Genomic DNA, 12,405 nt, shown 5'->3' on the forward strand with positions numbered 1-12,405 from the left:
ACAGCAGACCTCACCGTCTTTTTCGCAAGCAACAACTGCTATTTTGTCATTTGCTTTCATGTTTGCTTTATTGCGTAAATCTTTGGGAAGAACAATCTGCCCTTTCGCATCCATCGTTATCACAGCATCAATTCTACAAACCTCATCGCCACTACAACAATCAGCCATGCTTAATCACTACTATTAGAGAAAAACGGCTTCTCCACTAAATAAATTTTTCCTAAAAATAAGAAAAATAGGAAAAATGCACTTATATGCGACGACACCCTCTAACCACATCCATAATTACAGAACAACATTGTCAGAAACACTTTGGGTGAAAAAAAGATGGTTGAAACAGACTATGAAGGGCTACCACGAGACAAAATTCCGTGGGATCCAAAAATAGACTATAACAAATGTACCACTTGTGGAAAATGCATAAAATTCTGTCACATGAACGCTTTCAAAACAAAAACCATCCATGACAAAAAGAAAACAATAGAGATTAATCCCAACAGATGTGTTGTTTTTTGTCGGGGTTGTGAAAACATTTGCCCGCAAGGGGCCATATCTCACCCCGATGAAAAAGAAACACAAAAAATAGTTGACAACTTACGCGACAATCAACGGTCTTGTAATCATGTCTAAACCTAAAATTCTGTTTGTTTGTACCCATAACTCGGCTCGGTCGCAAATGGCTGAGGGACTGCTTAGAAACATGTATGGCGAAAAATATGAGGTTTTCAGCGCTGGAACAAATCCCACAACAATCAACCCCTTAGCCATCAAAGTTATGGCCGAAATAGGCATAGACATTTCAGGACAGTATTCCAAAGGGTTAGAAGTATTTAGCGATACTAAAATTGACTTAGCTGTTTCTGTTTGTGAAAACAGTGCAAAAACACTCTGCACTCTGTGCACATCACCCACAACTATGAGTCGCCCTCTGATAGTTAGTGCAAAGTTGCCTAAAACCAAAAAGTACGTAGTTCAGGGGTTTGAGGATCCTTCGGAGGTTTGTGGAACTGAAACGGAAAACCTTGCTGCTTTCTGCCGTATAAGGGATGAAATTAAGACATGGATTACAGACTATTTTGCGGAACTAAAAATGTAATGTTGAGTTAAATAGTCAGCCGAGGGTGCCTCTTGCTACATCAACCTTTAGACGTGTAAAATCCATTTCGTCTTCGTAATCAATGCAACTGTTGCCCTCTTTTTCAGGATTAGACAGAGAACAGTAGCCCTCTATGTGATTGACACAATTTTTTTTATCACAAGAAATTCGACTCAAAATTTTCCCCAAAATCAAAAGACCGCTTGAAGTATTTAGGTGTTACCAAATGGTCGATTAACTTCATTTAGCGTTTCTAAACATCTATGAAAGTTAATTTACAAAAATGCGTGAACCTTACTAATCTTGATAGCGCCAACCTGCGTTAGCAACCAAACAGAAATATAACAAACAGCTAACATAACATCTGCTGGGTTGAGACTATCATGAGTTACAACATGGAAATGCAATTAGCTGTTACCTTTTTCAGTGGTGAAAAAACAGACAAAACCTTCAAAATTGAAATCAGTGCCATACAAAAAGAAGCAACAATCTGGTGCCCAGACTGCTTCACACAACTAATCAAACAAAACAAATACACCTGCAAAAACTGCAAATATGAAATAACAGACAGACTTTTTGAGAATACCGAAAAACTACAAACAACCTAGCAATCGAAAAAACAGGTTTACAATAAAGCCCATAACAATTCCTCTCTTAGAACTATATTGCATCTGTGACAATGACGGTTAAAAAGACCAGAAAATGTATAAGAAACAGAAGGGGCGAAAGTAGAGTACCACAATAGGTAAATTGGCACATACTGTTTGAGGATGGAAATTGAAGATAAGAAAAACTTTGGTTTAAGCAGTTTCTAATGCTAAAATAGAAAAAGGGGTTGAGCGAAAAAATTTGTTAATGGCGACGTCGCCATACGGGGTTTAGTGCGAATCCCACCCCCTGCACCAAGCAGTTGTGTCTGGTTCTATTCCTCAAATTTCGGCTCAAAAAACCCAAAAAACCAAAACAAAATCTTCGCCTTTAAAAACCCCCGAATACACAAGGGATATGTCAATAAACAAACCGATTCATGACTACGCCCAGCGCATAAAACGCAACCGACACAACATACAACAACTCCCAAACGGCACAATAGGCTTGCAGTTTTTAGACCACCTCAACGCTTTGGGGCTGTCCCTTGGTCGAGTCTCAAAATGCGCCGCCCACCTCCCCGTATTACTGCGCATAATTAATGGCACAGACATCAAAACCATGACAAAAACCGACATAGAACACATAGTAGCCCAAATAAACAGCAGACCAAACAAAGAATCCACCAAAGCAGACAACAAACTCCTCCTACGCAAAGTAGTTCAATACGCCAAACAAGGCAGTTGCGCCAAAAACACCCCCACACCTCCAGAAGTAAACTGGATTAGTTTAACTGTGAAAGAGAAAAACCCCAAAATCACCCCCGAAAACCTACTCACCCAAGAAGAAATAACTGCGATTTTAGTTAAACCACATATCTGATATGTGCTAACGTGTATTGCAGTTTATGTGATAAAAGCAGTAGGGGTCATTATGAAAGGCTCCAGTTGCTGTGTAACTTTTTGAGCTACAGCCACCTTTGCAACTTTCACGCATATCACAACCTACACAGTTATCGCCCAGTTGGTTCTGCGTAAATTTACGATTGTAAGCAAAAGATTCAGGATTAAACCAGATATCCCACAAGCTATGTTTTCGCAAATCTCCTTCTATTAGCTCATCGGGCATAGATAGGCAACCCTTAACTTTGCCGTCGCTTGTGATTCCGCATGTACACCACCCAGCGGAACAACCTAACCAAGGGCTGTGGGTTGCGGCTTTTTCTTCTTCAAAAATGTATTGTAATCCATCCGCTACAATAATCTCAAGCCCTTTTTCGTGCGCAATTTTCTTGTTTTCGCGAATGAATTGCCCCATTTTTAAGATAGTTTTGTTTTCTATATTTATTTCTTTTGAATCTTTCACCCGGCCTGAGGGAATTAGTGATTGGAGTCTCCATGCATCGGTTCCATGTTGTTGGAGTACCTCCATTAGCGCTGGCATTTCATCAACGTTTTGTGACGTTACCGTTGTAATAACGTTAAACTTCATACCTGCTTTTTTCATTAAGTCTAGGCTATGAAGAGTTCTGTTGAAGGCGCCAGTACACCTTCTCATAAAATCATGACTCTTTTCTAAGCCATCTATACTTATGCCAATACAGGTTATGCCAGCATTTACCAGTTCATGAATTTTATTTTCTGTTAAATCTACCCCGTGTGTAAGGAGGTTAGTTCTAATTTTCAAGTCTTTGAGACAGAGTGCTATCTCTTTCCAGTCGGGGCGTAGAAGAGATTCGCCACCTGTAAAATCTACTTCTTGCACCAAAAGATCGGGGAACTGCTCGCATAATGCTAACGCCTCATCTGTGGTTAACTCATTGTCTCGCGGTAACCCTGCTGAGGACCCACAATGGCGACAACGTAGACTACACTTTAAAGTTAACTCCCAGCCAATTACAAGAGGAAACGCTTCAACCGTCAATTACTAACACACCTTATAAAAAGAAGAAAAGTGAGCAAATCCTCTTCTAAGCCTTTCTTAGACTTTGGGGATTTGCTTTTTGCATGTAAGTTTGAAGGACAATATAGTCTCCCGTTCTTAGTGTAATCTCTTTTCCAGCGAGTAAATCGTCAGCAATATTTAGGATGGGCCCTTCAATTTCTGCAGGGGGCGCCGTTTTGCCAGTCATGTATGCGCTAACCTGTTCTTGTACAAAAGCATTAAATCTTACACTTGTCGCAACGTCAACTTTTACTAATTTTTTAGCTATTAAGTCCTTATAAAAGTCATTTACTACAAGGTACATTACCCAAATTTTCCTCTTAAAAATCATTTCTTCGACGGATACTTTTAGATCGCTCACATGTTTTATCTTCATTTCTTCTGCCAAATTAATCACCTGTATTAATATATGTATCTTGTATTTTAAAAGGTTTGTGAGACCAGGGATAGGCAGGCTATTGATTTGGGGTTTAGCAGAGGCATTTGCCTCTTTAGTTGCCGCTTCTGTTTTGTTGCTCATTTTTATCTTCTTTAGTACTCAACGTGTAGTAGAAAACAATCATATTCTTAGCCGCATCCGCATCAAGAACCAAAGACATCACACCATCGCCCGCTACCGTGTAACCCACAATATTTGGTGCATACTCAGTCACGCTAAAACCAATAGTACCAAACGCAACTGTCTTACTTGTAGCAACTGGATTTTTAGTACCATGCAAATAATAATGCACGGTATAAGCAACAGTTTGGTCTTTGTTGTTTTTGTGTTTAAAAGTAAGTACTATAGCGATCAGCTCTATTACAAATATGATAACGTTTAGGATGGTCCATCTGTCCACTAGTGCCATTGGCCGAGTCACATCTTCGGTTAATATGAACACGATAATGCCCATGATACCCATAATAACACTCAGCAAGAACCAAAAGAGACGATGTAGCTTCTGTTTTTTCTCTTCCGCTCCATTAGTATAATCTTCGTCACCCTTTTGTTTCTGTTTTGCAACATATTGCCCTTTGGCGTCTTTCTTTTGTTCTTGTGCTTGTTGTTTTTTCTGCTTTTGATTGCGTTGCAACAACACCCCTATAGTTAGTATGGCCGCCAATATGACTCCAACAACACTCAACAACAGATTTACAAGCGCCCAAACCGGTACCCCATCTACAGTCCTCACAGACGACGGTGATGCAGTTGGACTTGGCGAGGGAGATAAAGTTGGGGTGGGGGTTGGGGTGGGTGAGGGAGATGATGATGGTGCGGCTGTTGGGCTGGGGGAGAGAGATGATGATGGTGGGCGGGTTGGGGTGGGTGAGGGAGATGATGATGGTGCGGCTGTTGGGCTGGGGGAGGGAGTAGGGGTAGCTTCTGGTTCCCATTGTGCCACATAGGTGGCATCGCCCTCAACGGTCGGAGTTGGTTTAGGTGTCCAGCCGATAAAATGCCAGCTGGGCTGACCAATTGCTACCGGTGCTTTAGGAGTCAAATCTCCCAAAGCACACACAAAACTAACCGTCTCAAAAGTGCCATAATCCCCAGGCAAATACGTTACCGTATACATCAAAGAAGGCGGGTCCTCCTTGAGCCATATGGCATATAGGGTGACATCTTTTGTGAGGGTGAGATATGTTGTTGAACCGGTCGTAAAGTCGGGTGTTTTTGCATCTGGGGTGTAGGCCCAGCCTTGGAAAACATAGCCCTCTCGAATCATGCTTCCTTGAGTGGCTACAGGCATCAAATATCCTGCCGGATAAGAGCCGCCCATAGGTACGGTCCCGCCTGTAAATCCATTGCCATTATATGTCACAGTATAAAATATCGGCTCCACGTTTTTGATCCACTGAGCCACATAGGTCACATTACCCGATACCACAGCAGACCAAGCTGGAAGCCAACCTGCAAAACTCCAACCCGATACACGATCAATTGTGTAGTCAACACCTGAAGCAGTACCAAATACTGGCGTAGAACTTCCAAACTCTAAATCAACATAGGTCTCCGCATCAGCTTGCCAAGTACCCTGTGCACCCGGATCATAAACTATCACACAGCGGGTCATAAAGCTGATATCATAATTATTTATACCATACAACGCACCATTGGACCATAGCCCATCGTCAATCTGGATCTGATTACGATAAATTCCTTCCTCATAGGCACTTAAGGATGTTAGAGAAACAAGAACACAAGCCGTATTATCTCTAAATATCGTCCCACGCTCAATATAGAGTTTGCCAAGGGATCCAATATCATCGGTGTTAGTGACCCAGATTCCGCCGCCATTATTGCCAGCCGCATTACCATAGACTATCCCTGCTTGCAGGTCAACAAAGCCGCTGGAAGCCACATACATTCCACCCCCATTAACATCGGCAGTATTGTTAGCAATCACAACCTCGGTCACAATAAGCTCACTATTTGTATATATGCCACCGCCAGAACCGGAAATAGCAGAGTTATTAGCGATAGTACAGCCATTTATTGTGACTGCGTTAGACAGAGCACACATAGTGTAGATGCCGCCGCCAAAGATGGCAGAATTATTAGCAATAACAACATCACCAGATAGGATGAGCAGACCGTTGTTAGTGTTTTGTATGCCGCCGCCATAGTAAGCGGCTGAATTGCCCAAGATAACCGCATTATCAGATAGACTAAAAACTGAAGGCTCAGCTTCAGAGTAGGGATTCCAATTGTACATCCCGCCGCCATAAAGATGGGCAGTATTGTCTAAGAGAGCAGCGTTGCCTGACATATTGGCAGTGCTGTTGGCGTTGTTGCATATGCCGCCGCCAAAAACCGCAAAATTATCAGCGATGACCGTGTTGTCAAGCATGTTAAGTGTGGCGCGATCAAAGTTGTATACACCGCCTCCTCGACCGTCACTTTTGTCAGTGTTAACGGCAACATTACCGGAAATGGAGGCTCGCTCAGACATGTTAACTGTAGCATTATAGGCATTATATATGCCGCCCCCAAGAACCGCAGAATTATTAGAGATAAGTGCATTTCCAGACATCTCAAATATAGTAGAACCAGACGAAAGACTGCCATTGTTATGCACACCACCTGCATATCCGGTGGATGTGTTGTTTGAGATTTCTCCGCCGTTCATGTTGAACGTGCGGTAATTTAGTACTCCGCTTCCGCTGCGGGCAGAATTGTTGGAAATTTTTCCACCCGACATATAAAATTCGCCATAGGTACATATTCCTCCGCCGCCGGTACCGGCGGAATTGGCTGAAATCTCGCCGTCTAATAGGTTAAAAACTGCAGAGTTGTACACCCCACCGCCATCGGTACGAACAAAATTATCAGAAATGACTGCCTGACCAACCATACTAAAAGAAGCGCCGTTACCTGTATTATACACGCCTCCGCCATAGTTTGCAGTATTACCCGAGATACGAACGACTTCAGCGGAAAGGGTGTTACCCATGTTAACTTTACCGGCGTCATTATACACCCCACCACCGCCATAAACCGCATTATTGCCCAATATGGCCGCATCACCAGATATAGTGACCATGCCTCTATCGTTATACACTCCTGCGCCTCGATAAGCAGAATTACCCTCACTACTGCTAGTGTTACCGCCGATTATGCCGCCAGCCATATTGAAAATAGCACGCGGGCCGGCATTACATACACCTCCGCCCCGGTTATTATTACTAGTGCCGGAAAGTGTATTGCCAGAAATCGCACCACCCAACATATCAAATACACCCAAATTATACACCCCACCACCAAAAGAAGACGCAACATTACCATCAACCCGAGCGCTACCTAACATACTAAAAGAACCCTCAGACACATACACACCCCCACCAGACACAGCCGTATTGCCATCAACTCGGGTATCATCCATCATACTAAAATAACCTCTACTAGACACATACACACCCCCACCCAAAGACGACACCGTATTGCCATCAATTCTAGCGCTACCTAACATACTAAAAGAACCCTCAGACACATACACACCCCCACCGCCATTATAATTTGCAGTATTACTATCAACTCGGGTATCATCCATCATACTAAAATAACCTCCACCAGACACATACACCCCACCACCGCGATAATCAGCCGTATTGCCATCAACCCTGGCGCTACCCATCATACTAAAAGAACCCTCAGACACATACACACCCCCACCAAAAGAAAACACATCATTGCCATCAACCCTGGCGCTACCCATCATACTAAAAGAACCCTCAGACACATACACACCCCCACCAAATCTAGCAGTATTGCCGTAAATCTGGGCATCATCAACCATACTAAAAGAACCACCACCAGACACATACACCCCACCGCCATAACCAGCTGTATTGCCGTAAATTCGGGCATCATCAAACATACTAAAAGAACCACCACCAGACACATACACCCCACCACCGTTATAAGTAGCAAGATACAGGTTTCCAGAAATTTCTCCGCTGTGGAGTTCAAGAGTGCCATTGGTATCGACTGTTACCCCACGACCTAAATCACCACTAACATGCGTAACAATAAGTCCATCAAGCACCAATACACCACCACCCGCAACAGTAAGGGTATCTACATCATTTGGCCCAATAAGCTTCATAAACACACCACTATCGCTTGTCAACACAACATTTGCAGTTGCAGGTATAGTAAGCGTGGAATCCGTAAGCTCAATATCAGCAACCAATGCAATAACATACTGAACAGGTGCTGCATTCAAAGCCTCATCATTAATGGCATCTCTGAGTCCTTGCTCATCATGAACAATTTTATCAACAGCATATGCTGAAGCAAAATGGGTAGTGCCGTTAAAGGTTGTTGTGTAAACAATAGAAGAAAGTAACACCAGTACAAACACTAAAGAAATAAATGTGAAAATTGTGCTTTTGCGGTGGAGTGTTTGCAGGTTGATTTTAGGGTTAGTGTTTGAGTACGTATTTAGTTTCAGGTTTTTGTAAAGTTTTTTGTTAATCATTGTTTCTCACGCTTAACGTTATTTATTGTTTGTATGCTCCCTAAACTTGGAAGAGGTGACAACAGGAAAAATGCTGTCAGATGAACGGGTAGACAACATACACCCGTTTTACAAGTTTTTACTTGTAATTAGTATTTTATAAATGTACGTATTTGATTTTTTGCCCACACGGATAGCATGGACACAGCCATCTTGTTAGGAAGATCGAAACCCCGCTTTTTTCACGCATCAATCAATATCGTTAATGACACCATCAGCGCTGACACCGTGTCAAATAGCACGCTGACTTTTTTCTTTGCATAGCATGCAAATCAGCGCTGAAAAGCCATGTTCAGCAAGAGACAAGTAAAAATATATTCTTGCTCACTCTTCACCATATTGTTTTTTAGTTCATTGCCCAAAACTCTGCGTTTTGTTTCCATCAACACTAGAAAGAAAATCTGCGGAATTATCAATTAAATAGATAATTCTAAACTGTCAACTTCCACCAACTGTTTTTGGCTAAATCATGTTTATTGTCTTTCTTATAACGACCCTCTATAGTTGCTTGTTGCTGAACAACCAACACATTTTTGCTTTTCATACCGTTTACAGAGATTACAATCCACGTTGCAGGGATTGGTCTTTTTTTCTTGGTGTGCAAGGTTTCCTCTTATTTGCAGAAACGACGAGAAATATGTTTCACTTATCGGATAGAATTCTGAGCGACGTATACCTCTGCTACATCGAAGCGAGCAATTCTCCATAGATATACTTTCAAGTGTTTCCGGTGTTTCTGCAACAACTATTGCAACTAAGTTAAAGCCGCCCACTGTTTTAAACATCCGCATTATCCGAGGGCATTGTTCGAATCGAGTGAGGATTTCTTGCATGGCGTCTGCACTTTCCATTTCGAGCATTACGATTGCCGGATGGAGGTCGAGAGCGCTTAGGTTGATGAGCGCAGATATTTTTATTGTGCCGTTTTTTATTAGTCGTTCCAATCTTTTTTTGGTTCCCATACTTGTAAATCCGACTGATTGCGCTAATTCTCGCAGGGTAGTTCGCCCGTCTGTTTGCAGTTGCATAATGATTTTCTTGTCAATTTCATCCACATAGTTCACCAGTTTATTTTATAAACAAAACCTATTAATATCATTTAGAATATAAAAAACTTCAGGAGAAAAAATTGACTAAAAAAGACACATCAAAAGAGGAACTGGGAAACGGTCCGGGAATAATTCTTCAGCCTTTGGTGAGAACAAGATGGCAGATTGTATCTGAGACAGATCCTGATACAATTATGACCAGAATCGCAGAACTTGAAAGTGCGGGATGGGTGCCCTTCTCATTCACGCCTGTGCATGATGTGAAAGAGTGGGCAGTAAGGTATGTTATGCTATTTTACCTGCAACTAAAATAATAGCAACTAAGTAACACAACACATAACATCTTTTTCTATGAGAGTAGCGCTTTATGAAATTTATATTATGCCAAGTTTTTCTTATTCTGATTTTTACTGATGCTAACAGTGAATTTTATGTTTGAAAAGTTGAAACATACTATTTAAACGGGGTAACTGGAAAGAAAATACCGACATCATAACCAGAGGAGTTTTCAGATCAGACACAACGGATCAGTCATAGCTAAAACTAAACCCCACCACAACATAACCACCGATGCAGGTCGCAACACAACCCGCCAAATCCGTCACCAAACCAGTCATGGCGACAGCTCCAGCTTTGACATGATAAGTGTGAGCAACACAGATTACACCCCCCCCCACAGCAAACGAAACTACGTTGAACGGCAAAGTTAACACTAATGGGTTAATCTCGCATATTTTCTTTTTAGTGTTTGCGATGAATTCTCAAAGTTTAGTTCTTGACTTTAAGGAACGGCATCATACCCAAGCAGATAAATTCTTTGGAAGAGGCTTCTGTTATTTGAGTATGGTTCCTTTCCTCAAATAGTTTTGATTTTGAAGATTTATACTAACACTAAAAAAAGAGATCGGCTTGGTGTTTTGGGGTTATAGAGTAAATCATTAATGAGACTTGGCTCATCTTTATAGCAGAGAAGGATTATCGAGGAATATGAGGGATACAGTTGAAGATTAGTGCAATTGTATTTATACTATTGTTTTTTGGGGTGATTTTGGCTGCACCCAGTCAAGTTTTGGCTCAATCTGCCACACCGTTAAAGCTTCAGAGGAGTCAAACATATAATGACTCTTTTATTTCCTCGATAGTTCAAACACAAGATGGCGGATTTGTACTCGCTGGATCTAATACAACCGTCTATCCCCCAGTCTTATCCCTTATGAAAACCAATAGAGGCGGCGAAATAGAGTGGACAAAAACTTATCCCGAAATTGAAAGCATGAAATGGATAATACAAGCAATTGATTCCGGATATCTTTTAGTTAGTCAGGGCAGTTCGGGTTGGTTGATAAAAACAGATTTTCAAGGTAATCTGGAATGGTGCCGAAAAATCAGTGACTTGCGATCGGTTTCAGGGTTTACTGTAACAGACGATGGAAGCTATGTAATACTTGATGGTATATATGTTTCTGGACATTGTGCGACTAGTGTTTTTAAGTATGATGATGCGGGGGATTTGCTTTGGGAAAAAACATTCTCGGATATTGGAGCTGGAGTTATTTTGCAATCAAATGATGGGGAGGGTTATTATGTTGCTGGTTGTCAGGGTCTGAGTTTTTGGTTTACCAAGTTAGATTTGTATGGTGAGGTTGTCTGGAGCCATACCTATGATTATGGGTTGGAGGAAACAAGTTTAGCGGTTAGTTCGATTATTCAGACTCCGGATGGGGGTTTTTTGTTTAGTGGTTTTGATGCTGAGAACAACTGGCTTGTTAGAACGGATGGTAGTGGTGAGGAACTGTGGCATCAGCGATATGATGGTTATATCATATCAGATAATCGTCAGTATGATTACCGTATCAGAGATATAGTTCAAGATAGAAACGGTCAATATTTGTTGTTGAGTGTTTCTGGGATAGTTGCCCTAGATGATCATGGCAACAAATTATGGTCCTCAGCGTACTCTGAGTATGTATCCGATCTTAAAAATCTCGATAAAGCTTTGTTGGGTGTTTTAGGTGTTAGTGGTTTTGATGATGATTTGGTTGTGGTGGTTAGCTACCTTCTTACTGCAACATATCCCTCAACTGATGATCATTATGGTTTATGGCTGGCAAATTTTATTTTAGAACCGATGGATTCAACAGATAATGGTTGGTTCGGTGTTGAATTATTGGTTGGGATAGCGGTTATAGTTGTGGTAACGGCTTTTGTTGGTTTTTTGGTTTATTTTAAGGGACACAGACACTTGTAGAGGAAATTCAGCCATGACCAAACACCATGCTAAATGTAATCGTACATAACTCTGTATTTTACTGACCTACCCCCCCAAAAAAAAGAGGACTAAAACTCACAAAACCAATCAACTATGTATGGTGAAAAAAGTCAGGATTATACTTGATCCATAAAGGCCTGTGCAACTCTTGATCCCATCAAAAAAACAGGCTTACAATAAAGCTCCAAAACAATTCCAACTCTTAGAGCTATTGTAGTGTGACAATAACGATTAAAAAGACCAGAAAATTTAGAAAAAACATTATCAGATTATCATGCAAAAATGGTTACGCAATAAAAACAGACAACACTAAAATTTAAAAAAGATGAAAAACTAACATATTGCTTTGACCGCATTATAAGTTAGGATATAGATGTTTTAGTTTACCTCTTGCTTGTTTTGTGGTAAAATGCCAATCTATCTGCTTACCCGAACCATTTCGATCTGCCGCCCAAACCG

At 41.4% G+C, this 12,405-nt stretch carries 11 protein-coding genes; 5 read left to right on the top strand and 6 right to left on the bottom strand.

From position 1 onward, the window contains the following. Positions 1–622: 622 nt before the first annotated feature. The gene (locus FWF39_RS10205; RefSeq protein WP_343383339.1) at positions 623–1,096 is read left to right on the top strand and encodes an arsenate reductase ArsC; all 474 of its coding nucleotides are present in this window, start codon (positions 623–625) and stop codon (positions 1,094–1,096) included. Positions 1,097–1,111: 15 nt separating this feature from the next. Here the strand turns inward: FWF39_RS10205 and FWF39_RS10210 are convergent, their stop codons facing one another. Beyond that, positions 1,112–1,273: a hypothetical protein gene (locus tag FWF39_RS10210; protein WP_343383340.1), complete on the bottom strand. Its 162-nt coding sequence runs from the start codon at positions 1,271–1,273 to the stop codon at positions 1,112–1,114. 206 nt (positions 1,274–1,479) lie between these two features. On the opposite strand from FWF39_RS10210, the gene FWF39_RS10215 reads away from it, so the two are divergent. Then, positions 1,480–1,704, top strand: coding sequence for a hypothetical protein (locus FWF39_RS10215; protein ID WP_343383341.1), 225 nt, complete (start codon positions 1,480–1,482; stop codon positions 1,702–1,704). A gap of 304 nt (positions 1,705–2,008) precedes the next feature. After that, positions 2,009–2,566, top strand: coding sequence for a hypothetical protein (locus tag FWF39_RS10220; RefSeq protein WP_343383342.1), 558 nt, complete (start codon positions 2,009–2,011; stop codon positions 2,564–2,566). 6 nt (positions 2,567–2,572) lie between these two features. Here FWF39_RS10220 and FWF39_RS10225 read toward each other — a convergent pair whose 3' ends face one another. From FWF39_RS10225 to FWF39_RS10240, 4 genes are all read right to left on the bottom strand, one after another. Beyond that, positions 2,573–3,607, bottom strand: coding sequence for a radical SAM protein (locus FWF39_RS10225; RefSeq protein WP_343383343.1), 1,035 nt, complete (start codon positions 3,605–3,607; stop codon positions 2,573–2,575). A 46-nt stretch (positions 3,608–3,653) separates the two neighbouring features. Next, positions 3,654–4,148 carry a hypothetical protein gene (locus tag FWF39_RS10230; RefSeq protein ID WP_343383344.1) on the bottom strand — a complete coding sequence of 165 codons (495 nt, stop codon included), beginning with the start codon at positions 4,146–4,148 and terminating at the stop codon, positions 3,654–3,656. Next, entirely contained in the window at positions 4,120–8,589 is a 4,470-nt protein-coding gene (locus FWF39_RS10235) for an InlB B-repeat-containing protein (protein WP_343383345.1), read from the bottom strand. The genes FWF39_RS10230 and FWF39_RS10235 overlap by 29 nt, the downstream gene beginning before the upstream one ends. A gap of 524 nt (positions 8,590–9,113) precedes the next feature. Next, a complete protein-coding gene (locus FWF39_RS10240) occupies positions 9,114–9,683 on the bottom strand; it encodes a winged helix-turn-helix transcriptional regulator (protein WP_343383346.1) in 570 nt (189 codons plus the stop codon). A 74-nt stretch (positions 9,684–9,757) separates the two neighbouring features. Here FWF39_RS10240 and FWF39_RS10245 point away from each other — a divergent pair, with 74 nt between their 5' ends. Beyond that, entirely contained in the window at positions 9,758–9,991 is a 234-nt protein-coding gene (locus tag FWF39_RS10245) for a hypothetical protein (RefSeq protein WP_343383347.1), read from the top strand. A 213-nt stretch (positions 9,992–10,204) separates the two neighbouring features. Here FWF39_RS10245 and FWF39_RS10250 read toward each other — a convergent pair whose 3' ends face one another. After that, positions 10,205–10,381 (bottom strand): hypothetical protein, encoded by a 177-nt coding sequence (locus FWF39_RS10250; protein WP_343383348.1) that lies wholly within the window; start codon positions 10,379–10,381, stop codon positions 10,205–10,207. 296 nt (positions 10,382–10,677) lie between these two features. Here FWF39_RS10250 and FWF39_RS10255 point away from each other — a divergent pair, with 296 nt between their 5' ends. Continuing rightward, the gene (locus tag FWF39_RS10255; protein ID WP_343383349.1) at positions 10,678–11,925 is read left to right on the top strand and encodes a hypothetical protein; all 1,248 of its coding nucleotides are present in this window, start codon (positions 10,678–10,680) and stop codon (positions 11,923–11,925) included. Positions 11,926–12,405 lie beyond the last annotated feature (480 nt).

The organism is Candidatus Bathycorpusculum sp., assembly GCF_009778815.1.
Classification (GTDB): domain Archaea; phylum Thermoproteota; class Bathyarchaeia; order Bathyarchaeales; family Bathycorpusculaceae; genus Bathycorpusculum; species Bathycorpusculum hydrogenotrophicum.

Bases quoted from the DNA above. Each gene is read 5' to 3' on its own strand.
- FWF39_RS10205 (WP_343383339.1), top strand. From the start codon at position 623: ATGTCTAAACCTAAAATTCTGTTTGTTTGTACCCATAACTCGGCTCGG.
- FWF39_RS10215 (WP_343383341.1), top strand. From the start codon at position 1,480: ATGAGTTACAACATGGAAATGCAATTAGCTGTTACCTTTTTCAGTGGT.
- FWF39_RS10230 (WP_343383344.1), bottom strand. From the start codon at position 4,148: ATGAGCAACAAAACAGAAGCGGCAACTAAAGAGGCAAATGCCTCTGCT.
- FWF39_RS10235 (WP_343383345.1), bottom strand. From the start codon at position 8,589: ATGATTAACAAAAAACTTTACAAAAACCTGAAACTAAATACGTACTCA.